The sequence below is a fragment of the Rheinheimera sp. 1928-s genome (assembly GCF_029269265.1).
In the GTDB taxonomy this organism is placed as follows: domain Bacteria; phylum Pseudomonadota; class Gammaproteobacteria; order Enterobacterales; family Alteromonadaceae; genus Pararheinheimera.
This window is the reverse complement of record NZ_JARIXP010000010.1, coordinates 20,429-46,954: the sequence shown is the minus strand read 5'-3', so window position 1 is coordinate 46,954 and position 26,526 is coordinate 20,429. Positions and strand designations below refer to the sequence as shown.

Genomic DNA, 26,526 nt, shown 5'->3' with positions numbered 1-26,526 from the left:
TACGTGCAGACCGCCTCAAATCGTGTTGGTCAGAATACGAGGTTGGAATGACGAGAAAAGTTCTACGTTGAGCTTATTATTTACCAGAGTCCTCTTAAGCCTCCCTTAAGTATCTACTTTTATGCTGGCCTCAACTAAAAACTGAGGCCTGTTTATGTCTGCTGTAACCGCCGGAAAATCGTCTTTACTTTCCAATTTTTTTTGCTTAGGCCCTTATCGCTACTTGATCCGCACTGCTGTGTTGGGGCTGGTGCTGTTGAGTCTGAGCAGGCTGGCTTTAGTGTTGTGGCAATACGACAGAGTTGTGCAAACTGATGTACTGATGCAGTTGTTTGTGCAGGGCCTGCGGGCCGATATTATTGTGATTTGCTTACTCTTGGTTGTGCCTGTGCTGCTTATTCCTCTCTCATCAGTGCGAGGATTCGGCAAGCTCTGGTTTCAGTTTAGTTATCTGTGGTGCCTGAGTGCTTTGATGCTGCTGGTGTTTATGGAATTGGCATCACCTGCTTTTATTTTGCAATACGATGTACGACCGAACCGGCTTTTTGTTGAGTACCTGAAGTACCCAAAAGAAGTGTTATCGACTTTATGGTTTGGCTTTCGTTTGCCTTTAGTTTTAGGTGTTGTCGCGACTTTGGTTTTAACCTGGTTCATGCGGCGGATTTTTCGCTCTGGTAAATGCAGTTTGATTAGTTGGTCTATGGGTAAAACTGTTGTGCTTTGGTGTCTGGCGCTGGTACTGCTTTTTGCTGGTATTCGTTCTAGCACCGACCATAGGCCTGCTAATCCGGCATTATTTGCTATTACCTCCGACGCTATGGTCAATTCTTTAGTGTTAAGTTCAGCCTATTCAGTGCTTTATGCCATCTACAATTTGAAGCATGAAGCGCACTCCAGTGAGATCTATGGCAAATTGCCAACAGAACAAATGCTGAAGCAAAGTCTGGACTGGCCTTGGCTGAAAAGCTATCAGTTTACTAATCCCTATTACCCTACAGCGCATTGGCAACAGGCGGTGTTCAAGCGCGCGAGGCCACTGAATTTGGTAATCGTACTGCAGGAAAGTCTGGGTGCTACTTTTGTAAAGTCGTTAGGTGGTTTGGCCGTCACGCCAGAGCTTGAGAAGTTAAAACAGCAGGGCATCTGGTTTGAAAATTTGTATGCCACAGGCACCCGTTCTGTGCGTGGTATTGAAGCTGTAGTGGCTGGTTTCCCGCCAACACCTGCACAAAGCACAGTGAAGTTATCCAATAGCCAGCAGCATTTCACTACTCTAGCGTCAATCCTTAAAGCCCAGGGCTACCACACCCAGTTTGTGTATGGTGGTGAAGCGCACTTTGACAATATGCGCAGTTTTTTTACCGGTAATGGAGTAGATCAGATTGTGGATCAAAGCCAGATGCAAAACCCTGTGTTTATCGGCAGTTGGGGCGTTAGTGATGAGGATCTATTTACTGTTGCGCACCAACAATTAACTGCTTTGCATCAGCAGGGTAAGCCATTTTTTAGTCTGATTTTTACCTCCAGCAATCATGAGCCTTTTGAGTTTCCGGATGGCCGTATCCAGTTAAATGAAGAGCCAAAAGCTAGCGTCAATAACGCGGTGAAATATGCAGACTGGGCTATGGGGCAGTTTTTCGAAAAGGCCAAACAAAGCGACTATTGGCAGGATACCTTGTTTTTAATAGTGGCCGATCATGACAACAGAGTGTTCGGCGACAACCTGATCCCGGTCGAAAAGTTCCATATTCCGGCGCTGATTTTAGGTGCTGATACAAAGCCAGAACTGCTGAAAACCCTCGCCAGTCAGATTGATTTAGCGCCCACCTTACTATCTATGATGGGTATATCCAGCTGCCATACCATGACAGGACGTGATTTTGCTCTGGATAACACCAGCCCCGGCCGCGCCTTACTGCAGTTTGAAAATTACTTTGCCTTGATGCAGCAAAAGCCGCAGCAGCAGGAATTAGTGATCCTCAAACCTGATGGTAAAAGTGTCGCTGCGATTTATCAGCCACAACAGCAAAAGCTTGATTTAAGCGATCAAGCTGTGTCGCTTGCAGATAAAAAGCAGGCTTTGGCTTTAGTGCAGTTGCCTTCGTATTTATATCGGGAGCAGAAGAATTCAAGTAAGGCGAGTTGTATATAAAGATGATTGTAGAGTGATGCATTGCCGCTTCGCGTCGAATACATCCTACGTTTTTTATAGATGAAGGCTATAGGTGTAGGGTGGACTCGCTGCAGGCAGTCCGCCATAAGTCACAGCAAGCATATTGCATTTTGCTTGTGCCGGAGTACTCTGCTCTACACCTTGTGTAGCTCAGGAAACAGCATGAACCGTAAATTATTTATCAACTTAGCTGCCAGCGATTTAAAAGCCTCGACTGACTTCTTTCTGCAACTTGGGTTTGGTTTTCATCCTCAGTTTAGTGATGATACCGCCAGTTGTATTGTGCTGAGTGATGACTTGTATCTGATGCTTCTGACCAAAGAGAAGTTTGCATCTTTTAGCCCACATCCTTTAATCAACAGCCATCAGCAGACGCAGGTGCTGAACTGCTTAAGTTGCCGCAGTAAAGCTGAAGTGGATGAACTGGTGCTAAAGGCAGTAAAAGCCGGTGGAAAAACCTATAGCCAGCCCCAAGATCATCCTTATATGTATGCTCATGGTTTTCAGGATTTAGATGGTCATGTCTGGGAACTGGTGTATATGGAAATGCTGCAGGCCTCTGTGTGAAACTCCAGTAGTCAGCGGCATTTCAGCTGTTATAATGCCTCGGTATTTTATATGTCCAWACTGACAAATTTGCTGTCGGTGCATTTAGATAAGGATTTGAATTTTATGGCGGACGTTGAACATCGCCCAACTAACTTTATTCGTCAGATCATCGATGCCGATCTGGCTTCGGGCAAACACAGAACTACTGTGACCCGTTTCCCGCCAGAGCCTAATGGTTATCTGCACATTGGTCATGCAAAGTCTATTTGTCTGAACTTTGGTATAGCGGAAGATTATCAGGGCCAGTGTAACTTACGTTTTGACGACACCAACCCTGAAAAAGAAGACATCGACTTTGTAAATTCGATTCAGCAGGACGTGCAGTGGTTAGGCTTTCACTGGTCTGGCAATGTGCGTTATTCGTCAGATTATTTTGATACGCTGTATGGCTATGCAGTTGAACTGATTAACAAAGGTTTGGCTTATGTTTGTTTTTTAAACGCAGAACAAATGCGTGAGTACCGTGGCAATTTAACTCAGCCTGGTAAAAACAGCCCAACTCGTGACACCTCACCTGAAGAAAACTTGGCCTTGTTTGAAAAAATGCGTGCCGGTGGTTTTAAAGAGGGCGAGTGTTCGCTGCGCGCTAAAGTTGATATGAGCTCAGCTTTTATGTGTATGCGCGATCCGGTGATTTACCGTGTTAAATTTGCCCATCACCATCAAACCGGTGATAAGTGGTGCATTTACCCAATGTACGACTTCACGCACTGTATTTCTGATGCGCTGGAAGGCATTACGCATTCGTTATGTACGTTGGAGTTCCAGGACAACCGTCGTTTATACGACTGGATTTTGGACAACATCACTATTGCTTGCCATCCACAGCAAATCGAATTCTCCCGTCTGAATCTTGAATATCAGGTGATGAGTAAACGTAAGCTGCACACTCTGGTGGAAGGTGGCCATGTTGCTGGTTGGGATGACCCGCGTATGCCTACTATTGCAGGTTTACGTCGCCGTGGTTTTACCCCAGCTTCATTACGTGAATTCGCAAAACGTATTGGTGTAACCAAGCAAGACAATATGATTGAAATCAGTGCGTTGGATTCGTGCATCCGTGAAGATCTGGATGCCAATGCACCACGGGCTATGGCGGTGATTGATCCGTTAAAAGTCACCATCAGCAACTACAACGCCGCTGATGTGGAATGGTTAGAAGTACATAACCATCCAAAAGAAGAAAGCATGGGCAGCCGTAAAGTGCCGTTTGGCCGTACTTTGTATATAGACCGTGCGGACTTCCGTGAGGAAGCCAACAAAAAGTACAAGCGTATGGTGACAGGTGGCGAAGTTCGCTTACGTGGTGCTTATGTTATTCGTGCTGACGAAGTGATTAAAAACGAAGCGGGCGATATTGTTGAACTGATTTGTTCGTACGATCCAGAGACTTTAGGTGTGAACCCGGCGGATGGCCGTAAAGTGCGTGGTGTTATTCATTGGGTAGAAGCGTCGCAAGCTGTGCCTGCTGAATTCCGCATTTACGACAAGTTATTCACAGTACCAAACCCTGCAGCTGAAGAAGACTTTTTAGCTGTGATTAACCCGGCTTCATTAACAGTGAAAACAGGTTGGGTTGAGCCAAGCTTAAAAACAGCTGAAGCAGAAAAAGCCTTCCAGTTTGAGCGGGAAGGGTATTACTGTGCTGACAACAAAGATTCAACGCCGGATCATTTGGTGTTTAACCGTACTGTAGCGCTGCGCGATACCTTCTTCGAAGACTAAAAGTAAGTCAGAGCCTTGGTTCTGACTTACTTATCAGGCTTTGCTGCCCCGAATTAGGGAGGTGAAGCCTGATTTATGTTGCTTCATCGATCACAGGGGGAGAACCAATGGCTCTCCCCTTATTTATCTTCTAGACTCTAAGCAATTCAATGATCAGGAAATACCTGATGTACAGATTTTGCTGTTATCTGCTGCTTTGCTTGGCGCTTTGTCTGACTTCTTCTTTGGCTGCTGACACAGTGCGTTATCCTGCTATCGAAGATTCGACTGATCATCGTTCTGTATATGCTATTGCTTTACTTGAGCTTGCCCTTAAAAAAGCGGGGAGTACAGCAAGGCTTCAAAGCACAGCTAACAGAGTGTCCAGAAGTCGCGCTTTGCATTTGCTCGAAATAGGAGTTGAACTGGATGTGGTCTGGACCATGACCTCTGTTGAACGTGAAAAACGTTTTTTACCAGTCCGGATCCCTATCTACAAAGGCCTTGGCAGTTACCGCTTGCTGCTTATCCGAGCTGAAGATCAGGCTAAATTCAGCGCTGTGAAAGATGAAACCGCTTTAAAGCAGTTCATGATGGCGCAGGTGCATGATTGGGTTGATACGCAGGTGCTGCGCCATAATAAATTTAAAGTACTGGATGCGTCAGCTTACCAGATCTTGTTCCAGATGTTATTGCACCACAGAGTCGAGGCGGTGCCGCGCAGTGTGCTTGAGATATCGGCGGAACAACAGCAATTTGCAGACCAGGGCTTGGCTATTGAAACCGACTGGGTATTGCATTATCCCGGGGCCGTGTACTTTTTTGTTTCCAATAAAAACCCTCAGTTAGCACAGCACATAGAAACAGGATTAAGGCTGGCATTAAAAGACGGTAGTTTTGATCTGTTGTTTCAAAAACATTTTGTCAGCCATCTTAAAAAAATGAAACTGTCTGAACGAAAGCTGGCAGAACTTGATAATCCCTTTCTTCCAGCCGAAACGCCTTTGGCAGAATCAGTGCTCTGGTACAGGCTGGATTAAAACCCTCAGAATAAATACAAAAGCCTGGGTTTTATCGCTTGTGTTTAAGAGCCGATCTGCTTTAGATTCAATGCATTAATGCTTTGTCCTCTGGAGTTGTTGTGGACGTTTTCTTTGCTGTGTTGTTTTTTGCCTTTTCCACTACCGTAACCCCGGGTCCGAACAACATCATGATGTTGTCCTCTGGTGTGAACTATGGTGTTAAAGCCAGCCTGCCGCATTTTTTCGGTATTTGTTTTGGTTTCCCTTTGATGGTGTTGCTGGTTGGTTTGGGTTTTGGTGTGGTATTTGAGCGTTTCCCGCAGCTGCATATCTGGATCAAAGTGATTGGAGTGTTGTATCTGCTGTGGCTGGCCTGGAAAATTGGTTCCAGCACGCCAAGCAGCATTGAAGGCTCTGATGCTAAACCTTTTAGCTTTCTGCAAGCTGCCTTATTTCAGTGGGTGAATGGCAAAGCCTGGATTATGGCATCAGGTGCTGTGGCTGCTTTTACCACTGTGGCAGGTAATGCCTGGTGGGATGTCACTCAAATCACTGCTGCGTTTTTGCTGGTCAGTTTTCCTTGTGTGGGCGTCTGGTTAACCTGTGGTGCTTTGCTGCGTTCCGTATTAAACCAACCTTTGTATCAGCGTATTTTTAACTGGGCCATGGCTATGTTGTTGGTGGTGTCTGTACTTCCGGTCTTGACTGAGCTTTATTCAGAGTGGATGAACTAAGATGCTGAGTATTAAAGATTTAAGTTTTAGTTATGGCAAGCAACAGCTGTTTTCAAATGTACAGCTGCAGTTAGAATCCGGTTTACATTGGTTAAGTGGCGTCAATGGCAGTGGTAAATCCAGCTTGTTGCGGGTTTTGGCTGGATTAGATAAAGCTCAGCAGGGCAGCATTGACTTTAACCAACTTTTGGTGGGCAGTACTGCTTATCAGGCAGTGGTAGGTATCAGTGCTGATGCAGTGGCACCTTTGCAGGATAATACAGTGCTTGGCGTATTGCAGTTGGTGGCTCGTTGTCGTGGTATTGCGATGCACCAGTTGATGCTTTATGCCGTAGCTTTTGCTCTTGAGCCTTTGTTGCTGCAACAAGTGGCTGTGCTGTCGTTAGGGCAGCAGAAAAAATTGAGTTTAACTTTGGCTTTGGCCGCAAAACCGCAGTTGTTGTTGCTGGATGAGCCTTTTAACGCTTTGGACCCGAGTTCTTTGCGTTATTGCTGCACGCAATTGCAAAAGGCGAAAGAAGAGGGAGCTTTAGTGCTGATTGCCAGTCATTTATCCCCTGAAAGTTTTGAGCTTGCAGTCGATCAACATCTGGAGTTAAAGGCCGGTGGGCACTTATCTTTTAGTTCGCTTTGAGTTGTTCTGGCAGCAGACTTGTAACGCCTTTGCGCCGCTGCAGAAGTTTTCCTTTTTATTGCTGCTGGTCGCAGGCCATGCATTGTTGGGGCTGTTGGCTCCTTTGGTGTTGCTGGGCTTCCAGTTGTTTAACCCGGAACTGAGTACTACCGAACGCTGGCCTTATCTGCAGATGTTATTAGTGATCCTGTTCTGCTGGCAAGGTGGTGTCGCCTGGCAGCAAAAACCAATGGCCCAGCAGTATTTTGTCGAAAGTCTGGCACCTTCTGCTCGCGTTGCCTGGCTTAGCAATAAACTGATGGCGACCTTCAATCAGCTGCCCTTCTGGTTCTTAACCTTGCCGGCATTTGTGTATCTGCTGCTCAGCGGTAAAAGTATGGCCTCTGTTGACGCCATCCAACTACTGCTGGTGCTGGCGGTACTCTGTTTGAGCTTTAGAGCCTATCAGACTAGTTGGCTGGCGTTGCTGGCAGTGTTTGTATTGCCTGCCATCAGTTTTTGGAGTGTGCCTTTATTGGCTTTGATGCTGTTAGAGAAAACTCTGCAGCAGAAGCTACAGGGGCTGCAGTTATCGGCGGGTTCTCTGTTTCGTTATTGGCTGTATTGGTTTGTGCGGCAGCAACAAAACAAAGCGATGTTATTACTGATCATTTTTGTACAGGCTTTATGGTACTACTGGCTTGAGCAACAACTGAAGCCTGAAGCTATGCTATTTGTAAATTCGGCTTTTAGCTGGAACCTGGCACTTTTATGTTATGCCCAGCAGAAGTTATGGCAACAGCATCTGTTGGCTCAGCATTATTTTTGGCTCTCTCTGTGTACAAAAAAACAGTGGGTTCTGTTAAAGCTGCTGAATGTTTTACCTGTCGGGCTAGCTCTTGGTCTGGCGCTGAACTTATTTGATGCAGTTTCTGCTGTCAGTACTATTGCTCTGGCTGTTGCTTTAAGTTTTTGGCAAAAGCTGCGTTTATTGTCGGTAGCGCTGTGTTGTTTTATGCTTTTATTGTTACTCAATGGACAAGGACTTTGGGCATGAAAAATGTACTGATATTACTTTTGTTGTGGGCGCCAATGGTGCTGGCGCAAAGCCTGTGGATTGATGTACGCACTGCGGAAGAATATAAAGCAGGGCATTTAGAGGGCGCAATCAACATTCCTTATAATGAAATTGAGCAAAAGATCACTGATATCAGCGCGGATAAAACCGCAGATATTCAGTTGTATTGCCGCAGTGGCCGCCGCTCTGGCATTGCGCTTGAAACCTTAACAAGTATGGGCTACAGCAATGTAACTAATGCAGGGGCTTATGAGCAGCTGAAACAAAAACAACCCAAATCTAACGATTAGCTTGTGTTGTTTTGGCCTGGTAAGCGGGGCGCTTTAATTCGGTTTTAAAAGCCACAAAACTGGCGCGTAACGAGCTTAACGTCAGTTGTTTTACCAGCCATTTGGGCAATTCACCACCTGGGTGGGCAGATCCTTGATATTGCATGTCAAAACCCTGGTCTTTTGGGGTTAAAGTCCAGACTGCTTTTACATCCCGAATGCGCACATAGTCTTTAGTTTCTGGCACTAAGTCTGAGCAGTCGCTTATTTGGACCAACAGGCTTTTCATTTTTCTGATCACATCAGCACAGGTCACCATATCCCGTGGGCTAACAGGCCAGACCGATTGAAAGCGGGTGTAAACCTTCCAGTGGCTTTCTGTGCTGCCTTCCAAAAGCTTTGCGTCCTCGCTTTGTTTCAGCCAACGTCGCACCGATTTGGTGTCTTTGAGTAACAGCAAAAAGCTCTCTGGTTTGCCCGGATAAAAGGCACTGGCTTTGACTTCAAGCTCTGGGTTGTATCGGTAACTCAAACTGATCCCGGCTTTGGTTTTTAATGAGGTCCATGTTGGCTCTGTAGCAACAGCGGGCTGAGCCACCAACACAAATAAAACCACAGCGAATAAAAAATGCATAACCACCTGACTTTTTTCGTTAATATACAAGCTTATACGAAACACAACTTTGTTGGGTGTGATGAAAAGCAGTATCGATGAAAAAATAGCGCTGGAACATCAGGCCGCCAAACTTTTTATGCGACTGTACCAGCACAAATTCGGCATCAAAATGCAGCATATCTGGCATAACGAGCCAGCTAAGCCTGATGTGTCCTGTTATCTGGAGCAGCAACGGCTGGATCTGGAAATTGCTCATTTGTATGGCAGCGAAGCCGAAGCGATGAAAATACTGGGGCGGGAGCTTAAAGGCGGCACGCTGGACGCTTTGCAATCACTGACGCAATTTCCTGTGGCAGAACGTTTATTGCAGGCGCTGGATAAACTCATTAGCAATAAAGCGCAAAAAAGTTATGACTCCGAAAAAGTCTGGCTGGTGATCCGCAATGCTCATCCGGATTGGCATGCGCAAGAGCTGGAACAAACTCCGCATCTGTTACAAATTCCACTAAAACATCCGTTTGAACAGATTTGGCTGGTTGCGGATATGACGGGACAAGCCGGACTTGTGCCTTTGTACCCTGTCACCTTAGCATCAAGCCTGAAAGAGAAGGGCGTATGAATCTGCTTAGCAAGGCACAGCAGTTAGCGCAAAGGCTGTATATCTGGCGTTTTGGCCTGGTGTTTCTGGGTTTTTATGCGCTTGGTTTTGGCGTCTATTACCTGCTGCAAGGCCCGTCTGTGGTCTATGAAGTCGCCTTGTTATTATCCGTTGTATTACTCGGCTGGGTGCTATTGGCATGGCTGGCGTTATTATTATTTCGCCATTTGCCTGATTGGCAAACACCACAAAGCTGGTGGCATAAGTTAAAACAAGCAGCGCATAAATTATGGTATCAGGCCTTGCTTTGGAGTTGCTTGCTGCTTAGTATCGCCACCCTGTATTTAATGGCCAAAGCGCTGAAAGCTTTGGTTAGCCAACTGATCTGATAGCTAAAAGGTAACGCATGCGCTGCGATTTGTTTTGTTCTGTAGTAGATAACTTTGGTGATATCGGCATTTGCTGGCGTTTAGCCCGGCAACTGCAAAATGAACATCAATGGCAGGTCACCTTGTGGGTTGACGATTTAGCTAGCTTTCAGAAAATTTGCCACAGCGTCAACCCAAAGCTTGCCAGTCAGTTGCAACATAATGTGCTGGTAAGGCATTGGACTGCTGTATTGCCAGAGCTTACAGCAGCTGACAGACCCGATTTGGTGATAGAAGCTTTAGCCTGCACTATTCCGCCTTCTTATTTACAGTGGATGGCTGCTTTTACTGACAAACCTTTGTGGTTGAATCTGGAATACTTGTCGGCAGAGGACTGGGTGCATGGCTGTCATGCCTTACCATCACCTCACCCACAATTACCGCTGCAAAAGTATTTCTTTTTCCCGGGTTTTACTGAGCAAACCGGTGGCTTATTAAGAGAGCAGGGGCTGGTTGATTCTTTGATGAAATTATCTGATTCAACAGAGCTACAACAGCAGTTTTGGCAACAACTTGGTCTGTTGGATGCGATGGATTATCAGCAAAAAATCTCCTTGTTTGCTTATAGCCAGGCTGAAATTCAACCTTGGCTGGAGCAGCTGGCTGGTGCCACAGAAAAAACCTTATTGTTGGTGCCTCAAGGGCAACTGGCGACAGATTTAACCCAACTTTTCTCCGAACTAAAAACAGGCCGTTTTGACAATAAGTCGTTAAGTATCCGCATTTTAGATTTTATGCCTCAGCCTATGTACGACCAGCTACTGGCCTGCTGTGATATCAATTTTGTCCGGGGTGAAGACTCGGTGATCAGAGCTCATTGGGCTGGCAAGCCTTTTATCTGGCAAATTTACCGACAGGAAGAGCAGGCGCATTTAATCAAACTGCAGGCCTTTTTAGACAAGTATCTGCAGCATGCAACGGATGAACAAAAAGCCTGTATAAAAAAACTGCATATGGCCTGGAATCTGGAGCAGGATATCAATGCAGAATTTGCTTTATTCAGTAATTTTCATGAACAAATTCAGATGCATAACAAAAAGTGGCAGGAATATTTAATTCAGCAGCAAGATCTTGCCAGCAACCTCGTGCGTTTTGCTGAAAATAAACTTATAATGTCGCGCAATTTTTCCTAACAAGAAGATATTTCAATTATGATGAAGACTGCTCAAGAAGTACGCGCTGGCCAGGTGATCATGGTCAACAACGAGCCAATGGTTGTTCAGAAAGCTGAATTCAACAAATCTGGCCGTAATGCTGCTGTTGTAAAAATGAAAATGAAAGGTCTGTTAACTGGTGGCGGTCTTGAGACTGTGTACCGTGCTGACGACAAGTTCGAACAAGTCATGTTAGACACTAAAGAAGTGACTTACTCTTACTACGCAGACCCAATGTATGTATTTATGGATGCTGAGTACAACCAGTACGAAATCGAAGCAGACAACATGACTGACGCGCTGAAATATCTGGTTCCGGATATGCAGTGTTCAGTCGTTTTCTACGGCGAGCGCGCTATCTCTGTTGACTTACCTCCATTCGTTGTACGTGAAGTGGTTTACTCTGAACCTGCTGCCCGTGGCGACACTTCAGGTAAAGTCATGAAGCCAGCTAAGCTGGACACAGGTTTCGAATTAATGGTTCCTGCTTTCGTTGAAATCGGCGACAAGATTGAAATCGATACCCGTACTGACGAATACCGCAGCCGCGCTAAGTAATTAGCTCGTTGCCGGCCAAGGGGTCAGAGCCATTGATAAGCGAATAGCGGATCAATGACTCTGGCCCCTTTGTTTTTATGCCGTTATTTTTCTGACCCACCTCTTTTTTAAGGAGTTCTGATGAGCATTATTTCAACCCGCATTGATGGCCTGGAACTGCGTTTAGCGACAGAAGCTGATGTGCCTGCTATTTTAAGTTTTATTCAGCAACTGGCCGATTATGAAAAACTGTCAGATCAGGTGGTCGCGACTGAGCAAAAACTGCGTGACACTTTATTTGCTTACAAAGCCTATGCCGAAGTGGTGCTGGCGAATTATCAGGGCAAAGATGTAGGTTTTGCGCTTTTTTTCCATAACTACTCGACCTTTTTGGCCAAGCCTGGAATTTATCTGGAAGACTTATTTGTTGAGCCTGCTTGCCGTGGTGTGGGCGTAGGTAAAGCCTTGATCACTTATCTGGCGAAGCTGGCGGTAGAGCGTGATTGTGGCCGTCTGGAATGGTCTGTTTTGGACTGGAATCAGCCCGCTATCGACTTCTATCAGTTTTTAGGTGCTGTGATGCTGCACGACTGGCGCATCAATAGGGTGACTGGTGCTACCTTGACGCAGATGGCAGAGCTATTTCCGGCTTGAATTAAAGCTGATGATCCGGATAGAGCAAATAAGGCTGGCGTTGCTGCCTGAAGCGTATGAGTTCACTCTGCCAGCTTTGGCGAATTTGAGCTTCGCTCCAGCCTTGTTCAATGTGTTCTCTGAGCTTATTTGTGCCAGAGAGTTTGTCCATAAAGTCCGGCGAATTAAATAACTTCAACTGATGTTTAGCAAAAAGCGCCTGCGCCTGAATTAAATAACTTAAATCCAAACCTCCGGCTTTAACTTGACGCAAATCCAGCCCTAAAACCAATTGATTTTTCAGCGGAGGGTTCAGGGCAGCGCCAGCTTTTGAGACAGGACTAAAGGCAAAATTTCCTAAAGGCGGGTTGGCGTACCCCAGCACCTGAAATGGAAAGTCAGTACCCCGGCCAATACTTAAAGGTGTGGCTTCAAAAAATCCTAAAGACGGATACAAAGCCACAGCCTGAGCATTCGGCAGATTTGGGCTAGGCCGCACCGGTAACTCATACGGCATATCCCGCTGATAGTTTTTTACTGGCAGTACATAGAGCTTTAATTGTTCAGCCTTATTAATCCAGCTTTCGCCTTTGATCATCAAAGCCAGCTCGCCCAGCGTCATGCCATGCAAAAGTGGGATAGGGTGCATCCCGACAAAAGACTGATACTGTTTATCAAGTACAGGACCGTCGACATAAGTGCCATTTGGATTGGGCCTGTCGAGCACCAAGAGCGGAATATTCTGCTCTGCTGCAGCTTCCATCACATAATGCAAAGTGGATAAATAGGTGTAATAGCGCACGCCGACATCCTGCAGATCAAAAATCAGCAGCTCTATATCCTGCAGAGCTTCTGGCGTTGGTTTTTTGTTTTTGCCATACAAAGACAGCACAGCGACACCAGTCTGTGGATCTATGCTGTTATCCACTGCTGCGCCGGCATCTGCAGTACCTCGAAAACCATGTTCAGGCGAGAATATTGTTTTGACTTCAAGGCCTTGTTGCAGCAACAGCTCCAGCAGATGAGTATCGCCCACAAGCGAGCTTTGGTTGACTATCAGGCCTATATGTTTTGCTTTTAATTCAACAGGAGATGAGCCGGGGAGTGTAGCCAACTGGCTAGCACCAGTTTGTAGTTCTTGGTGTTGAGCAAAGCAGGTCGTCGCGAAACAGACCAGCAACAAAATGAAAGCGCGCATCAGGCAGGCACTCCATTAAGTTCTGTTTGCGCCACTGTATCGCTACTTTTACCCAACTGACAAATGCCAAAAGAGCAGACAAAACCTATACAAAGCTGCCAGCTAAAGGCTAAATCAAACTGCCAGTAGGCAGGTAAATAATAAGTTTGAATATAAGGTTGCATCAGCAAGGTGATGACAAAACCCGCTATTAAAGCGGCCAATACGGATGCAGGACTGCCACGCTGACTAAAAAGTGCACTGGCATAAACCCCAAGTAAACCACTGTAGCTAAATACCATCACGCCCAAAGCAAAGGTCAGTAATGGCATATCGCTGCTTTGTTGCCAGTAAAAACACAGCATCGCCATCAGCGACAAGGCAGTAGCACAGAGCAACATAGACCAGCGCGCTGCGGCAACATAATGCTGTTCTGTTTTATCTGAGCGCTGTTGCTGCCAGGGTTTGTATAAATCCTGAATAATCACAGAAGCCATAGAATTTAAACCCGATGTCAGAGTAGATACGGCTGCGGCTATTACACCTACAGTGACTAATCCGCGTAAGCCAGCAGGCATTTCATGCAAAACGTAATACATAAATACAGTGATATTTTCTCCGCTAAACTGACTGCTTTGCATCGTAGCGCCAGAACCGGCCATCAGATCGGGTCTTTGGTAAAAGATATGCAGTAAAAAACCAATGACGATAAACACCAGGGTAACGGGCACCACTAAAATCACAGACCAGATGATAGCTAACGAACCCTGGCGGGCATTTTTACAGGTTAAAGCGCGTTGGGTCAGGTCCTGATCCAAACCAAAAGAGGCGATATAAAGCAAAAACAGGCCGGTGATACTGGAATAGAGTGTAAAAGCACTGGCCGAACTGAAATCCCAGCTGGTGTCGATCAGCAGCAGTTTACTGGCAGCGTTTTCAGGCGGATGTTCTAAGGCCTGCCACACCGTTGCAAAGTCGGCTGGGATCGACTGCCATAAATACAGCATTACCAAGACTGCGGCGCCAACATAAACAAAACACTGGAAAGCATCGCCATAAATCACCGATTTAATGCCACCAAAAATCGAATACAGCAGCGCAACCAGACAAAGCAGGGCGATAGACCAGATCACATGAAGCAAGGCTATATCGGTAAATAAGATCATCGACACCGCTATAGCCGCCATATAAAGCCTGGCACCATTGGCGAAAATCCGGCCAAATAAATACATTAAACCTGCCTGTTTTTTAGCCTGGCTGCCAAAACGTAATTCAAGCAGCTCATAAACAGTGCTGACTTTGTAACGGTAAAACCGCGGAATTAAAAAGTAGCCGACAAAAAAGGCCGCCATTAAAGCGCCTATAGTGCTGGCAAGGTAGGTCAGATTGCTGCGGTAGCCAATATCAGGGCCACCTAAAAACGTAGCGGCAGATTGTGCTGTCGCCAACACAGAAATGGCTGCCAGCCAGGTGGGCATGCTGTTGCTGCCGATAAAATATTCCTGGCTGTTATTCGCACCACTGCGGTTAATCCACCAGCCGGTCAGGGCCAGCAGTACAAAATAAACAACAAACATCAGCCAGTCTAAAGGTGAAAAAATGGACGTCATTGTTCCTCTGCTGGCTCTGTTGGCCAGTTCATTGATTTCATCTCTCATTGAAGCTTATTCAAAATCGCTTGGCAAGCGCTGAATTCTGCGGAAGCTGTTGCTTAAATTCTGCCCTTTTTACAGAATTCGCTTTTTGTTTCAGCTCTGATTCTGGCATACTACATAGGTTTTTGTAATCGGTTACATTGTTAATGTGAACTTGACAGATGGTGAACACGAACATCCGTTGCTGTTTGTCCTTGTCTTTTGACAGAGCCACTTTCAGGTGGCTCTGTATGGTTTTAGTCCGGGTGCGACCGGGCTAGATAGTTCGTAGCTAAAACGGATTTGAGTTGCGAAAAATTGGGTGTATACCCGCATTCTTGATGAATGTCCTGAAACAGCAGAACCCTTCTCCCATTGGGTTTGCGAGGCCAGTCTTACGGACTGGCCTTTTTTTATAAGCGTCTTATGCCTGATGTTTACCCAAAATAGGTTAGCCTGCGAAATATAAATCTACAGGCTAGACTAATTTATTACGTAATACTTTGATCTGGGTCGCCTTTAGATCAGGTAGCTAAAAACCACCAAGGAATCTTTATGTCGGTACAACGCAAATTTATGTTAACACTCACCGGCCTGGTTTTACTGGCTATGCTGGGATCCATAGTGGTTATTTCATTCAGCAAATATCAGGAAATTGAAGCCGGGGTAAATACGGATAAAGACAGATTAAATCGTGAAATCACTAATATTTTAACTATTACAGACAGTTTGCTGGGCCAGCAGGTGCAAAGCAGCATGAAGCTGTTAAGGCAGCGTATTGCCGCTTTGGGCAGTGTTTCACAGGGGCCGCTGTTGTCTTTTGGTCAGCAGCAAGTGCCTGATTTATTGCTTGGCACTTCAGCGCAGGGCAATCAATACCAGTTGGTTGATGACCTGACCAGCATTATGGGTGGCACCGCCACTATTTTTAGCCGCACCGGTGATGATTTTGTCCGGATCTCCACTAATGTAATCACAGACACAGGTCGGGCTACTGGTACTTTATTGGCCCCCACTGGAGCCGCTATGGCGGCCATCCGTCAGGGCAAAGCGTTTTATGGTTCTGTTGATATTTTGGGTAATCCTTTTGTGACAGGTTACGAGCCACTTAGCAACGCGCAGGGAGAAGTGGTTGGTATCAGCTATGTTGGTTACAAAGCCGATTTAGAATCTTTACGCCAGCTATTGGCTTCAAGCCGTTTATTGACCTCAGGTTTTGTCGCTTTGCTCGACAGAAATGGAGCCATTCGTGCTCAGTCCAGCCATATCAAGCCAGAGGAACTGGAGCAGATCCTGAAAACTAAAAACCCGGACTGGACTATTCACACCGAAGCTTTTGCGCCATGGGGTTATCAGATTGTGTCGGCCTATTCCAATACAGAATTAAGTGCTGCTGTACGCGACAATGTGGTGAAAAGTTCGGCTGCTATAGCAGTGGGTGCAGCTATTTTATTGTTAGTGGTGTACTGGTTAACCCATAGCATAGTGGTGACCCGGGTGAACGATACCATCAGAGCCATTAAAGCTATTACCGAAGGTGAGGGCGATTTGACGCGACGCTTCTCCAATTACAGCAGTGACGAATTTGGCGAAATGGCCCGTTGTTTCGACCAGTTGCTTGAACAATTACGCTTAACCATAGTGGAGCTTCGCTCAATGACGAATGGTTTGGTGCAGGCTTCGGTGGAATTGGCGCATGTGGCTGAAGAATCGAGTGCTGAAGTTGAGAAACAAACCTGTGATATTGAAGTGACAGCCTCTTCTATTCATGAACTTGCGACAACAGCTTCAGTTGTTGCCCACAATGCAGAGCAGGCAGAACAAGCCAGTGTCGAAGCCTCTCGTCTGACTCAGGGCGCGATGAAAACTCTGGACGCAGCAGTTAAAAATGCAGCTCAGCAGTTACAGGACTCCCAACAATCCCAGCGCTCAATTGCAAGCTTATCTGCATCAAGTACGGAAATAGGTAAAGTGCTGGAGGTGATCAATACCATAGCTGAACAAACCAATCTGCTGGCATTAAATGCGGCTATTGAAGCGGCCAGAGCGGGTGAGCAAGGTCGTGGTTTTAGTGTGGTTGCCGATGAAGTTCGTTTATTAGCGGGCCGCACTCAGTCCTCTACAGGTGAAATCAAGCGGATGATTGAACAGTTGCAGCAAGGAGTAAACGAAGTGCAAAGGTTAAACTCGACGGCACAAGCGACGGTAAAAGATAACGAAGTAAAAGCCAGTGAAGCCAGCCACGCTATGGATTTAGTGCTTAAAGCCATAGAAGAAATTAATCATCTGAACGCGCAAATCAGCTCCGCTGCTGCAGAACAACGTGATGTCGCTGACGGTGTTAACCAGAAAACCAACCATATCCATTCAGCGGCGCAGCAAAATGCGGTGCACAGCTCGACTACCAAGGATTCCAGTCGGGGATTAAAGCATATAGCGGAAAACTTCAGCGCTGTGTTGTCGAAGTTTAAAGTCTAAAAAGTGTAAAAGTAGTGAGGAAGGGCATCAGAAAAAACTGATGCCTTTTTTGTCACGTCAGCGTTATTTCACCAGTGTGGTCGCATTTTTCAGATACAGAGCACCTTGCTGCTGCACTGTGGTGGTGTCCATTTTTTCAGACGCAATATGCACTTCTTCCAGCACTACTTTGAGCTGTGCCGTTTCCTGATGGATTTTTTCCAGCGCCACTTCCATGCTGTAGGTAAGCTGATGAATTTCCGCCATAGCTTCAGGCGTAAGCTGAGCAGACTGTAACTGAGCAAAGCGTTGATTGGCTTCTTTAAAGTTAACCACAGCTTCGGCCAGAGTTTTGGCTTCTTTGCCTTTAAAATGATCCGGGCGATCAGAGGCCATGGCAGTAAAAGAGCTGGCGACTAACACAAAACAACCTACGACCAATGCAGAACTTTTCATCACACACTCCATTAATTACACTTAGATGAGAATAGTTATCAAGAAGGTTATCATGAAGTAAAGCACTAAACCAGCCGCATTAGCCTATTGCAGACTATTTTTGTCCTGTTGTCTGGTGATCCATTCAATCAAGCCATCCAGCACCTCGCGTCCACGGCCTGCCGTGGGATCGTTGATAAAGCTGGCAACGACCCAGGTGCGGCCACTTTGGTCGGTGACAAAACCAGCCAGTGCCACCACATTACGTAAAGTCCCGGTTTTTAATCGTGCTTTGCCTTGGGTCTGAGGCTGAGTAAAACGCCGTTTTAAGGTACCGTCGACGCCAGCAAGCGGCATACTGGCGATCAATTCCGGCTGATAACGGGCTTGGTAAGCATGCTGCAGCAGGGCGGTCATCAACTGCGGACTGATACGCTCGGATCGGGATAAACCTGAGCCGTTTTCTAACCTAAGGCTGCTGTGATCCAGACCTAAGCTGCTGATAAAACTTCGGATCTGTAACTCAGAGCTCTGAGCGGTAAGCTGAGTTTCTACTGCACTTTGTTGTGCCCCTAAGGTTAAATACAACTGGCGGGTGACCGCATTGTCTGAGCTTTTATTCATATCCCGCAGCACTTCAGCCAAAGTGCGGCTTTGATGTTCTGCCAGCAGTACAGTGGCTTCTGCTGCGTTTTGCTCCAGTACCGGCACTTCTTTTTGTCCTGAGATCTGTTGCCACAGTTGCTGAACCGCTAAGCGGCTGAAATCCACTCTGTTGATCAGTTGCAAATAATCACGCTTCTGGCAGTTTTTCGGAAACTCGCCCTGCAACACCAGTTGCACAGCATGCGGCTGGCGCTTAAAGGCCATATGTTGTGGGTGCGGATACCACTGGGCGCAGGGAATATCTGTCAACTGAACCTGAGTTGTGACCAGTTCAAGGCCATGCAGCGAAGGGTAAAATTGCCCTGAAATACTATCTGCAGTGGACTGCAGCCTGATACCCAGCATATTGCGCTGTAAAAACAAGGCGTCTGGCAGCAGGTTGTAATATTCGCGTGGGGTTTCATCAAAAGGTAAAGCGGTCAGCTCAGGCCGGGCCGGATTAAACCAGCTCCGGTCGATCTGAATGGCGGGTACCTGACGTATGCCCTGATCATGCGCCTGTTGCAGTAAATACCACAGCTGTTGCAGCGTAAAATCCATATCAGCTAAGCCTTTAAGCACTAAAGGGTGCTGCATATTTTCTTGCGCTTGTTCATAAGCCCGTAGCTGAGTTTTACCTCTGTAAGCCGGACCTAATTGTTCTAATGCAGCGATACTGGTCAGCAGCTTCATGGTAGAAGCGGGTTGCATGGATTTTTCGGCTTGATAGCTGACTTTTTCTGCAGCATTGTCCAGCGGATAGGCCGTAAAGGCGAGGGCATCCGCAGGCAGGCCGGCGCCCTGTAATTGTGCTGATAACTGACTGAGCAGCTGGTGTTGCCGGGTGTGCAGCTTTTTATCCGGATATAGACTGCTGCAGGCAACAATGGATAAGGCTAAAGCCAGCAGGAGCACAGATTTAAATAACGACGACAGCATTGCAGTTCCTCGGTTAATTCACCGGAAAGTCAAAGTAGGTGTCAGGGTATTTTTCATTTGCCAGTGTAAAATGCCACCATTCCATGGCATAAGCAGCAAACCCCTGTTGTTGCATTAAGTCTTTGAGCAATAAACGGTTGGCTTTTTGCTGAGGACTAACAGCAGGGCTGTCTAAATGAGAGACAGGGTCAAATAGATCATAAGTTCCCCCCATATCAAGCTGTTGCCACTGTCCTGCTGCATTTTTTTTCAGCAAGGTTAAATCCACAGTTGAGGCACGGCTATGGCCTGAAAAATTAGCTATATAGCCCTGATTTAACTGACTTTTGTCAAGGTTCGGATAATAAACCGCTTTGGTGATTTGGTCTGCTGTATTGCCAACCCACAACATAAAATGACTGGATGCGCGCTGAGGTCTGTAACAATCCAGTAGTTGCAGTCCATAGCCTAAACGTTCGGCCTGCAGTGCCACTCTGGCCAGCGCTTGTGCTGCATTTTCTTCTAAATAGCAGCTATTGGCCTGATATCCAGGTACTGCTTTGCCGGTAAAGTTGTTGTCACCGGCATAAGCCATAGTGATTTGAACTTTGGTTGTGGCGGTCAGTATATTCACTACATCGGCAGGTTTATGGGTTTCAATCCGGAATGGCCCCTGCGGATTTAATGTCGGAGCCGCTGCAACTTTGGGGATTGGAGCTGGGCTTTGTTGCTGTACTTTACTGGCACAGGAGAGCAGCAAAAAACAGCTATAGACAACTAAGGTTTGTGTTTTCATTTAATGCTCATCCAATGTTTATCCAGTCTTGGTCCAACGCTTATTCAGGCTTGCGTTCATACTTAGCCAATCATTAACCATCCACTGATTAAAAAAGCGATCAATGCCAAAGCGCCACAAAACAGCGCATAAGGCAGCTGAGTTTTGACGTGTTCTAATAAATCACAGCCAGAGGCGACGGAACTGACCACTGTGGTGTCGGAGATAGGTGAGCAGTGATCGCCCCAGATGCCTCCACTTAAAATAGCCGCCAGCAGCAGAGAAGGGGGCAAGCCCAGCATTTCCACCAGTGGCATGCCAATAGGAATTAAAATGGCAAAAGTTCCCCATGAAGTGCCGGTAGTAAAAGAAATAATGGCGCCAGCGATAAAAAGCAAAGCGGGAATAAGCACCAGTGGTGTCGATTCTTTGACAAAAGATGCGACATAAAACCCAGTGCCGAGATCTTTCATGGCACTGCCCAAAGCCAGCGACAATAAAACGATGCTGACTAAAGGCAATAATTCACTCATGCCTTTAAAGCCAATAGTCACCAGTTGCTGATGATTAAATTTCCGGCTGTAGGCCATCAGGCCATAAGCCACTACACAAGCTAAGGTTGTAGCATAAAGCGCAGCTTTGGCTCCTGAACCTTCGACCAGACTGCCGTTACCAGTCCACAACATAAAGGCAACCATACCAAGCACCAAGGTCAATAATGGCACCAGCATCAGTGACATACTGCTAGGAGCAATCTCAATGTCACTGTGGCTGGAGACAGTATTCAGATCAATCTCAGCCTGTTTCATCGGACCATAGACTTTGTCGGTATAGATGGTGTAGAACACCACCAACAGTGTAAAGAGGGCATAAAAATTCAGTGGAATACTGCCAATTAATACGGAGATAGCAGATTCCGGCAAGTTGTAGGTGCTTAACAGCCCAAGTACATAAGCACCCCAGCCATTCAGCAACACCAAAATACAAATAGGTGCGCTGGTGCTGTCGACTATATAAGCAAGACGAGCGCGGCTCATTTTAAATTTATCGTACAAACCACGGGAGACTATGCCTGCTGTTAAAGCACTCAGGTTGGATTCAATAAACACCAGAATGCCTATGCCATAACTGATAAAGCCGGCCTGACGTTTCGTGCGGGCCACTCCTTTGCGGATAAACCAGTCCACCATAGCCGATACGCCGCCTGAATCCCGCATATAGGCCATCAGTGCGCCTATCAGCAAAGAAAACAATAAAATCCTGCTGTTATCGGCAGAAGAGGTGACAGAAATGATCCGTTCTAAACTTTGCACTGGGCCATGCAACAAAGCGCCAAAGACACTCAGTTCCGGCTGTTTTAAATAAAGTAAAACTTCAGCACAAGCTACGGCCAGGATCAGCGCCAAAATTACTTCTTTGCGCCAAATAACAACAGCAATGGCGACGACGGCGGGTAATAAACTTAAACTATCAGGCACTGTAGCTTCCCTTTATACAGAGTTAAGCAAATGATGGCTTTTATACTGCAGCAATTAGCTGTGGCTTTCCAGTTCGGCTGAAGTCTTTATTGGGTTAGTTGGTTGATTTTTATTCGGATCTGTTGGATAAATGCGAAAGAGGAGGTTTGACGAGGAAAAAATCAAAAAAAAATTAGCTAATACCTGGATTAGAGTACTAGCTAATTCATGCTGTCACAGGTGCTGCTTTGGGCCATATCAGCAGCTGTAACCGCAAAATCGTAACTTAAAACACGTTATTTAAAGGTTAAACTGCCTGCCCTTACGCTTTGCACACCTTTGATATTTTCAGCCAGTTGCACGGCAAGAGCTTTTTCAGAGCCACTGTCAACCAGGCCTTCAAGAGTAACCACACCTTTGGTGGTGTTTACCGCAATGTCTGAACCATCGACATTACGCGAATACATAAACGTGGATTTAACCTTGGTCGTGATCCAGCTGTCTGCCATCACAGTACCTGGTTTGGATTTGTTATCCGGGTTTGCTTCTACCGTCAGTTTATTGTCCACCGACATAACGCCGCGGGTGGTCATGGCTAAATTACCCGCCAGTTCCATAGCTTCTTTCGTTTCAGCTGTTCCGGTTAACGTCACCATACCTTTTTTGGTGGTGATTTTGGTGTTACCGCTGTCGACATAACGGCTCCACATCAATTTAGATTTCACTGCTGCGGTGACGCTGGCATCATCAATAATTTCGGCGTAACTTGACTCGCCTGTGCGCACTGGTGTCTGGTAGTTTTCTTCGGTGATCATCTTGTTATCAACATCACTGACGCCTTTTACGCCTTGGGCAATTTCAGTGGCCAGATCTTTATTGACATCGCTTTCTACTTTGCCAGTGATAGTGGCTTTCCCATCTTTCACTGCGACACTGATGTTATCGTGGCGTAAATAAGGGCTCAGCTGATAAGTAGTCAATATCTGGCTTTCCAGTCTGGCATCAAGCACATCCTGATTGGCTTTATTGCCTTGCGCCATCACTGGGGCTGACAAACTGGTTAACATCAGCACCAGTGCAACTGAATGTGGTTTTTGGATCAATTTCATGTTGCTCTCCTTGGCTTCATTAGCTGCGATTATCGATAAAGTTCTTTACTTGCTTATCGGCATCCGGCCGGCTGATGGAGTAACGCAGTTGCACCAGCTCTGCTAATTTCGCCGGTTCGCCTGCTGATTTTTTCAGCTCGCTTTCAGACAGTTTGCTCCATACTTTATGGGCTGCGCCTACACGCTTTTTCCAGGCATCGTCTGTTGTTTTGTTTTGCTGTGGGCTGGTCAGGCCCTGGCTTTTTTGTGTGGTTGCAGCTATTGACGCTTTAGTTGTTTTTGGATCTTTTGTTGTTGTGGTCGTAGTCATAGGTGTGCCGGCAATAATAGGACTGATCTTTGCTGTTTTATCTTTAGATGTAGTCATTAGTATTCTCCTTGACCTGCATGCTTCAGCGAAAGTGCAAAGCATGCAGGGGGTGACGCTTAACTAAAGTAGGAGGAATCAAAGCGCACTTCAGTGCGTTACCGCGCTAAAGTAAGAAAAGGCTTATTTAATACGCATATCATCTTTCACCGACACCACGCCAGAGACGCCACGGGCCAGAGTAATAGCTCTGTCCGCGTCAGCACGCGAGTTAATAAAACCACTTAATTGCACCACGCCTTTAAAGGTTTCTACATTAATTTCCGCGACTTTTAAGCCTTTTTCGCCTAAAAATGCGGCTTTTACTTTAGTGGTGATCACAGTGTCATCAACATATTCGCCTGTGCCTTCCGAGGTACGGGTAGACGCGCAGCTCACGCTGCCAAGTACAGTCACTGCCAACAAGGTAGCCAGCAGCAATGGTTTAATAGTCATAGGTATTCTCCAATAAAGATCACTGTGGACAGGCCCGGGACTGGGCTGGTTCACTGAGTAACCTGAGTCAATAAAACAGTAGGGTAATGCCGAAGTTCTGTGGTTAGAGACGACGTCTTTGCACCAAACGCAATACAAAAAGCACCAGAGCAACGACCAGCAGCAGGTGCAGAGCGCCACCTAACGAATAGGATGAGACCATGCCCAAAAGCCATAAGATCACCAGCACCGCAACAATAGTTTCTAACATGAATTACTCCATATATTTAAGGAAAAGCCTACTTTGAGCGAAGCCTTTTTAGCGGTCTGTGCGTTGGCGTACTTATAATGAAAAAGCCCTGAAATAGGGTTCAGGGCTTAGCTCGGCAATACAACTTTTACGCGTTAATCAAGCGCTGCTTCATCAGTTCGTTCTGTCGTAGTAGCTATGGATCAGTTCACGCCATGCAGTGTCTGCCATATCAGGCCAGTTATCTTTATCAAAGCCTGGTGCGTTATCTAACCTGTCTTTATCGATATCCAGTTTAAATCTTTTGTTTTCGGTATCCAGGATCAGTGCACTCCACGGCACTGCAAATAGTTTTTCACCCATGCCTAAAAAAGAGCCGAAGGACAATACGGCATAACTGACTTTGCCTGCGTTCATATCCAACATGATTTCTTTGATATCACCCACTTTTTCTTCATGGTGATTGTAGACATCATTACCTATCAGGGTTTCGGCACCCATCAGGCTTGGGCCTGGGCCTTGATTGCCGTTTTCAAGCAGGCTACTGGTTTTATAAATGCCATATTGGTCTTTATCGTTGTAATTCACTGAGAACTCCTTGAGGCTTTCGCCTGAGCTGCCGGCGCAGCGGCATCATACCGGACCCCGAGTCTGCCCCGTTCAAACACCTGGTTCCGTTCGTCAACGAACAAAGCCAGTGTTTGGATAGGGTAAGTCAGGTAAAAAAAGCTGCTGCTTGTCGAGCAAATCGCGGTAACAGCTGCAGCAAGCTTTCTCCAGCGCAGCGCGATTTAGAATGTGAATCTGGCCTCTGTGATAATCAATGATTTTTTTTTGCAACAAGGAACCCGCAGCTTCGGTCACACTGCTGCGTCTGACCCCTAACATCGACGCTAAATACTGATGGGTCAGAAAAAACTGATCGCCGCCAGCTCTGTCATGGGTCATGAGCAGCCAGCGGGCTAAACGGGGTTCTGTCTCGTGGTAATGATTGCAACAGACTAAACGGGTCAACTGAACCACATAAAATGCCAGATAGTGCTGCAACAGCTGTTGTAACTTAGGGCTGTGCTTCAATTCTGTGGCAAAAACTTCGGTTTCAATCTGCAAGGCCGTGCCGTTCCCCTGAACTACAGCCTGTACAGGCGACGTGTGCACGCCGACACAGGATAAAGCGCCAAGCATGCCTTCATTACCGATTAAACCTACTTCTAACCCCTGGTTGTGTTGCATTGAGGTCAGAATGGAGATAAAACCCGACAAAGGAAAATAAACATAACCGCAGTTTTTTCCTTCTTCACATAACAGCTGACCAAATTCCATATCGATGGTTTTACTGTGCCGCATGATCGCTTGTTGTTCCTCGTCAGACAGTTGTTGCAAAAGTTTGTTTTGCGGTAGGACTGTATGCATCGATCGCGCCTTGTTGAAGAGTACTAAACATCAGTCTGTTTGATTCAACTACAGATTTCTGTTCGCCACAGCACCAAACTCCAGTGTCAGAGCGCTGACGCACAGAAGCTGGTTTCGGCATTGTGTCAGGCTGTATTTTTGGTTGATCCATTTCAGCAGATGGCAACTGTGATGCAGCAAAAGGCGGAGGCTAAAATTGACAGAAGGAAGAGAGCAGGTGAAGAAACAAGCCGCAGTTTCGCCAGTGATAAAAGTAACCACCTTGCGGACAGACAAAAACAGCCTGTGTTTAAGCCCTGCTTTGATGCAGAAACTTCGCAATCGGTTAAAGCGGGTCATAAAGAAACATCAGACAGCGACAGCAGTTACTGGCTGATGGGTTCATTCTGCAGAGGACTTTACACTTTCGCTGTGTTTTTGGCCCATGGTAATAGACGGTCTGACTCTTTACGCACAACGGCGTAACATTCACAACTTAAGCTTTCAAGTTTGGCGCGATTTAGCACCTGAATATGGCCTCTGTGGTATTCAATCACTCCTAAGCGCTGTAAACGACCTGCCGCATCTGTAACTCCTTCACGGCGCACCCCCAGCATATTGGCAATCAGCTCCTGCGTCATTCTCAGTTCATTGCTTTCCAGCCGGTCCAGCGACAATAACAACCAGCGACACAATTGCTGGTCAATAGAATGATGGCGGTTACAAACGGCCGTTTGTGCCATTTGAGTGATGAGGGCTTGGGTGTACTTCAAAAAGGTGTGCAGCAGAGCGCCATGGCGATGAAATTCATCTTTTACGCGTTGCGCCAATAAACGATAGGCCTGGCCAGCACTTTGTACTATGGCTCTGCTGGTCGTACTGTCACCGCCCATAAACAATGCGACGCCTATCAGGCCTTCTTTGCCGACGACGGATATTTCTGCGGAAGCACCACTTTCCATCACATACAACAAAGAGACGATGGAATTAGTAGGGAAGTAGACATAACGCAGGGTATCACCGGATTCATACAACACTTTGCCAAGAGGTAATTCGACAAACTCCATATGCGGATACAATCTTTCCTGAACATCGGCAGGCAGGGCAGCCAGCAGATGATTCTGCTGTGGGCCTTTTAAATGAGGCATCCAAAACTCCATGTATAGACTTAGGGTCGACATTGACCAGCATTAGCATCAGCTGTTATTTACCTGAAGTCTGTACGCCGCCGTACAGAGAATTCTGTTTTAATGAAATTAGTTTGGATCCAACTAGTTAAGTTGGATTTTATCATCAGGAAAAACAAGCAGCTCTGCATCACTTCAGAT

At 46.4% G+C, this 26,526-nt stretch carries 28 protein-coding genes; 14 read left to right on the top strand and 14 right to left on the bottom strand.

The window, feature by feature from the left end; translation table 11 throughout:
• Window positions 1–154: 154 nt before the first annotated feature.
• From P3C17_RS19200 to P3C17_RS19165, 8 genes are all read left to right on the top strand, one after another.
• Complete coding sequence (locus P3C17_RS19200) at window positions 155–2,152, top strand: LTA synthase family protein (RefSeq protein WP_300930931.1); 1,998 nt, start codon at window positions 155–157, stop codon at window positions 2,150–2,152.
• Between the two features lie 183 nt (window positions 2,153–2,335).
• The gene (locus P3C17_RS19195) at window positions 2,336–2,740 is read left to right on the top strand and encodes a VOC family protein (RefSeq protein WP_300930930.1); all 405 of its coding nucleotides are present in this window, start codon (window positions 2,336–2,338) and stop codon (window positions 2,738–2,740) included.
• A gap of 105 nt (window positions 2,741–2,845) precedes the next feature.
• On the top strand, window positions 2,846–4,507 hold the full coding sequence (gene glnS, locus P3C17_RS19190; protein WP_300930929.1) for a glutamine--tRNA ligase: 1,662 nt from the start codon (window positions 2,846–2,848) through the stop codon (window positions 4,505–4,507).
• A gap of 167 nt (window positions 4,508–4,674) precedes the next feature.
• Window positions 4,675–5,526: a hypothetical protein gene (locus tag P3C17_RS19185; RefSeq protein WP_300930928.1), complete on the top strand. Its 852-nt coding sequence runs from the start codon at window positions 4,675–4,677 to the stop codon at window positions 5,524–5,526.
• A gap of 101 nt (window positions 5,527–5,627) precedes the next feature.
• Complete coding sequence (locus P3C17_RS19180) at window positions 5,628–6,242, top strand: LysE family translocator (RefSeq protein WP_300930927.1); 615 nt, start codon at window positions 5,628–5,630, stop codon at window positions 6,240–6,242.
• Between the two features lies 1 nt (window position 6,243).
• Window positions 6,244–6,876 (top strand): ATP-binding cassette domain-containing protein, encoded by a 633-nt coding sequence (locus tag P3C17_RS19175; RefSeq protein ID WP_300930926.1) that lies wholly within the window; start codon window positions 6,244–6,246, stop codon window positions 6,874–6,876.
• Window positions 6,848–7,912 (top strand): hypothetical protein, encoded by a 1,065-nt coding sequence (locus tag P3C17_RS19170; RefSeq protein ID WP_300930925.1) that lies wholly within the window; start codon window positions 6,848–6,850, stop codon window positions 7,910–7,912. The genes P3C17_RS19175 and P3C17_RS19170 overlap by 29 nt, the downstream gene beginning before the upstream one ends.
• The gene (locus tag P3C17_RS19165; protein ID WP_300930924.1) at window positions 7,909–8,223 is read left to right on the top strand and encodes a rhodanese-like domain-containing protein; all 315 of its coding nucleotides are present in this window, start codon (window positions 7,909–7,911) and stop codon (window positions 8,221–8,223) included. Before P3C17_RS19170 ends, P3C17_RS19165 begins: the two co-directional genes overlap by 4 nt.
• On the opposite strand, the gene P3C17_RS19160 is transcribed toward P3C17_RS19165, so the two are convergent.
• Window positions 8,213–8,836, bottom strand: coding sequence for an START domain-containing protein (locus P3C17_RS19160; protein WP_300930923.1), 624 nt, complete (start codon window positions 8,834–8,836; stop codon window positions 8,213–8,215). The genes P3C17_RS19165 and P3C17_RS19160 overlap by 11 nt on opposite strands.
• A 61-nt stretch (window positions 8,837–8,897) precedes the next feature.
• On the opposite strand from P3C17_RS19160, the gene P3C17_RS19155 reads away from it, so the two are divergent.
• From P3C17_RS19155 to P3C17_RS19135, 5 genes are all read left to right on the top strand, one after another.
• Complete coding sequence (locus P3C17_RS19155; RefSeq protein ID WP_300930922.1) at window positions 8,898–9,437, top strand: hypothetical protein; 540 nt, start codon at window positions 8,898–8,900, stop codon at window positions 9,435–9,437.
• A complete protein-coding gene (locus P3C17_RS19150; protein ID WP_300930921.1) occupies window positions 9,434–9,805 on the top strand; it encodes a hypothetical protein in 372 nt (123 codons plus the stop codon). The genes P3C17_RS19155 and P3C17_RS19150 overlap by 4 nt, the downstream gene beginning before the upstream one ends.
• Before the next feature lie 17 nt (window positions 9,806–9,822).
• A complete protein-coding gene (earP, locus tag P3C17_RS19145; RefSeq protein WP_300930920.1) occupies window positions 9,823–10,977 on the top strand; it encodes an elongation factor P maturation arginine rhamnosyltransferase EarP in 1,155 nt (384 codons plus the stop codon).
• Window positions 10,978–10,998: 21 nt separating this feature from the next.
• Window positions 10,999–11,556 (top strand): elongation factor P, encoded by a 558-nt coding sequence (efp, locus tag P3C17_RS19140; protein ID WP_040555189.1) that lies wholly within the window; start codon window positions 10,999–11,001, stop codon window positions 11,554–11,556.
• Between the two features lie 120 nt (window positions 11,557–11,676).
• Entirely contained in the window at window positions 11,677–12,189 is a 513-nt protein-coding gene (locus P3C17_RS19135) for a GNAT family N-acetyltransferase (protein ID WP_300930919.1), read from the top strand.
• A 1-nt stretch (window position 12,190) separates the two neighbouring features.
• Here P3C17_RS19135 and P3C17_RS19130 read toward each other — a convergent pair whose 3' ends face one another.
• The gene (locus P3C17_RS19130) at window positions 12,191–13,282 is read right to left on the bottom strand and encodes a DUF1343 domain-containing protein (RefSeq protein ID WP_300930918.1); all 1,092 of its coding nucleotides are present in this window, start codon (window positions 13,280–13,282) and stop codon (window positions 12,191–12,193) included.
• 83 nt (window positions 13,283–13,365) lie between these two features.
• Window positions 13,366–15,003 (bottom strand): sodium:solute symporter, encoded by a 1,638-nt coding sequence (locus tag P3C17_RS19125; protein WP_300930917.1) that lies wholly within the window; start codon window positions 15,001–15,003, stop codon window positions 13,366–13,368.
• Between the two features lie 531 nt (window positions 15,004–15,534).
• Here P3C17_RS19125 and P3C17_RS19120 point away from each other — a divergent pair.
• The gene (locus P3C17_RS19120) at window positions 15,535–17,457 is read left to right on the top strand and encodes a Cache 3/Cache 2 fusion domain-containing protein (protein WP_300930916.1); all 1,923 of its coding nucleotides are present in this window, start codon (window positions 15,535–15,537) and stop codon (window positions 17,455–17,457) included.
• A 63-nt stretch (window positions 17,458–17,520) separates the two neighbouring features.
• Here the strand turns inward: P3C17_RS19120 and P3C17_RS19115 are convergent, their stop codons facing one another.
• From P3C17_RS19115 to P3C17_RS19065, 11 genes are all read right to left on the bottom strand, one after another.
• Entirely contained in the window at window positions 17,521–17,892 is a 372-nt protein-coding gene (locus P3C17_RS19115; RefSeq protein WP_233080579.1) for a DUF6746 family protein, read from the bottom strand.
• 84 nt (window positions 17,893–17,976) lie between these two features.
• Entirely contained in the window at window positions 17,977–19,455 is a 1,479-nt protein-coding gene (gene dacB, locus P3C17_RS19110; protein WP_300930915.1) for a D-alanyl-D-alanine carboxypeptidase/D-alanyl-D-alanine-endopeptidase, read from the bottom strand.
• Between the two features lie 13 nt (window positions 19,456–19,468).
• A complete protein-coding gene (locus P3C17_RS19105; protein WP_300930914.1) occupies window positions 19,469–20,230 on the bottom strand; it encodes a M15 family metallopeptidase in 762 nt (253 codons plus the stop codon).
• Between the two features lie 62 nt (window positions 20,231–20,292).
• Complete coding sequence (locus P3C17_RS19100; RefSeq protein WP_300930913.1) at window positions 20,293–21,687, bottom strand: Na+/H+ antiporter NhaC family protein; 1,395 nt, start codon at window positions 21,685–21,687, stop codon at window positions 20,293–20,295.
• Between the two features lie 275 nt (window positions 21,688–21,962).
• Window positions 21,963–22,775, bottom strand: coding sequence for a BON domain-containing protein (locus tag P3C17_RS19095; RefSeq protein ID WP_300930912.1), 813 nt, complete (start codon window positions 22,773–22,775; stop codon window positions 21,963–21,965).
• 19 nt (window positions 22,776–22,794) lie between these two features.
• Window positions 22,795–23,142, bottom strand: coding sequence for a hypothetical protein (locus P3C17_RS19090; protein WP_300930911.1), 348 nt, complete (start codon window positions 23,140–23,142; stop codon window positions 22,795–22,797).
• A gap of 123 nt (window positions 23,143–23,265) precedes the next feature.
• Window positions 23,266–23,577: a BON domain-containing protein gene (locus tag P3C17_RS19085; RefSeq protein WP_300930910.1), complete on the bottom strand. Its 312-nt coding sequence runs from the start codon at window positions 23,575–23,577 to the stop codon at window positions 23,266–23,268.
• 103 nt (window positions 23,578–23,680) lie between these two features.
• Complete coding sequence (locus P3C17_RS19080) at window positions 23,681–23,827, bottom strand: lmo0937 family membrane protein (protein WP_233080586.1); 147 nt, start codon at window positions 23,825–23,827, stop codon at window positions 23,681–23,683.
• 153 nt (window positions 23,828–23,980) lie between these two features.
• Complete coding sequence (locus P3C17_RS19075; protein ID WP_300930909.1) at window positions 23,981–24,394, bottom strand: PRC-barrel domain-containing protein; 414 nt, start codon at window positions 24,392–24,394, stop codon at window positions 23,981–23,983.
• 93 nt (window positions 24,395–24,487) lie between these two features.
• Window positions 24,488–25,219, bottom strand: coding sequence for a Crp/Fnr family transcriptional regulator (locus P3C17_RS19070; protein ID WP_300930908.1), 732 nt, complete (start codon window positions 25,217–25,219; stop codon window positions 24,488–24,490).
• Between the two features lie 398 nt (window positions 25,220–25,617).
• Window positions 25,618–26,346 carry a Crp/Fnr family transcriptional regulator gene (locus P3C17_RS19065; RefSeq protein ID WP_300930907.1) on the bottom strand — a complete coding sequence of 243 codons (729 nt, stop codon included), beginning with the start codon at window positions 26,344–26,346 and terminating at the stop codon, window positions 25,618–25,620.
• Between the last annotated feature and the right edge of the window lie 180 nt (window positions 26,347–26,526).

Bases quoted from the DNA above. Each gene is read 5' to 3' on its own strand.
- P3C17_RS19200 (WP_300930931.1), top strand. From the start codon at position 155: ATGTCTGCTGTAACCGCCGGAAAATCGTCTTTACTTTCCAATTTTTTT.
- P3C17_RS19195 (WP_300930930.1), top strand. From the start codon at position 2,336: ATGAACCGTAAATTATTTATCAACTTAGCTGCCAGCGATTTAAAAGCC.
- glnS (WP_300930929.1), top strand. From the start codon at position 2,846: ATGGCGGACGTTGAACATCGCCCAACTAACTTTATTCGTCAGATCATC.
- P3C17_RS19185 (WP_300930928.1), top strand. From the start codon at position 4,675: ATGTACAGATTTTGCTGTTATCTGCTGCTTTGCTTGGCGCTTTGTCTG.
- P3C17_RS19175 (WP_300930926.1), top strand. From the start codon at position 6,244: ATGCTGAGTATTAAAGATTTAAGTTTTAGTTATGGCAAGCAACAGCTG.
- P3C17_RS19165 (WP_300930924.1), top strand. From the start codon at position 7,909: ATGAAAAATGTACTGATATTACTTTTGTTGTGGGCGCCAATGGTGCTG.
- P3C17_RS19160 (WP_300930923.1), bottom strand. From the start codon at position 8,836: ATGCATTTTTTATTCGCTGTGGTTTTATTTGTGTTGGTGGCTCAGCCC.
- P3C17_RS19155 (WP_300930922.1), top strand. From the start codon at position 8,898: ATGAAAAGCAGTATCGATGAAAAAATAGCGCTGGAACATCAGGCCGCC.
- P3C17_RS19150 (WP_300930921.1), top strand. From the start codon at position 9,434: ATGAATCTGCTTAGCAAGGCACAGCAGTTAGCGCAAAGGCTGTATATC.
- earP (WP_300930920.1), top strand. From the start codon at position 9,823: ATGCGCTGCGATTTGTTTTGTTCTGTAGTAGATAACTTTGGTGATATC.
- efp (WP_040555189.1), top strand. From the start codon at position 10,999: ATGAAGACTGCTCAAGAAGTACGCGCTGGCCAGGTGATCATGGTCAAC.
- P3C17_RS19135 (WP_300930919.1), top strand. From the start codon at position 11,677: ATGAGCATTATTTCAACCCGCATTGATGGCCTGGAACTGCGTTTAGCG.
- P3C17_RS19125 (WP_300930917.1), bottom strand. From the start codon at position 15,003: ATGAGAGATGAAATCAATGAACTGGCCAACAGAGCCAGCAGAGGAACA.
- P3C17_RS19120 (WP_300930916.1), top strand. From the start codon at position 15,535: ATGTCGGTACAACGCAAATTTATGTTAACACTCACCGGCCTGGTTTTA.
- P3C17_RS19115 (WP_233080579.1), bottom strand. From the start codon at position 17,892: ATGAAAAGTTCTGCATTGGTCGTAGGTTGTTTTGTGTTAGTCGCCAGC.
- dacB (WP_300930915.1), bottom strand. From the start codon at position 19,455: ATGCTGTCGTCGTTATTTAAATCTGTGCTCCTGCTGGCTTTAGCCTTA.
- P3C17_RS19105 (WP_300930914.1), bottom strand. From the start codon at position 20,230: ATGAAAACACAAACCTTAGTTGTCTATAGCTGTTTTTTGCTGCTCTCC.
- P3C17_RS19095 (WP_300930912.1), bottom strand. From the start codon at position 22,775: ATGAAATTGATCCAAAAACCACATTCAGTTGCACTGGTGCTGATGTTA.
- P3C17_RS19090 (WP_300930911.1), bottom strand. From the start codon at position 23,142: ATGACTACATCTAAAGATAAAACAGCAAAGATCAGTCCTATTATTGCC.
- P3C17_RS19085 (WP_300930910.1), bottom strand. From the start codon at position 23,577: ATGACTATTAAACCATTGCTGCTGGCTACCTTGTTGGCAGTGACTGTA.
- P3C17_RS19080 (WP_233080586.1), bottom strand. From the start codon at position 23,827: ATGTTAGAAACTATTGTTGCGGTGCTGGTGATCTTATGGCTTTTGGGC.
- P3C17_RS19070 (WP_300930908.1), bottom strand. From the start codon at position 25,219: ATGCATACAGTCCTACCGCAAAACAAACTTTTGCAACAACTGTCTGAC.
- P3C17_RS19065 (WP_300930907.1), bottom strand. From the start codon at position 26,346: ATGCCTCATTTAAAAGGCCCACAGCAGAATCATCTGCTGGCTGCCCTG.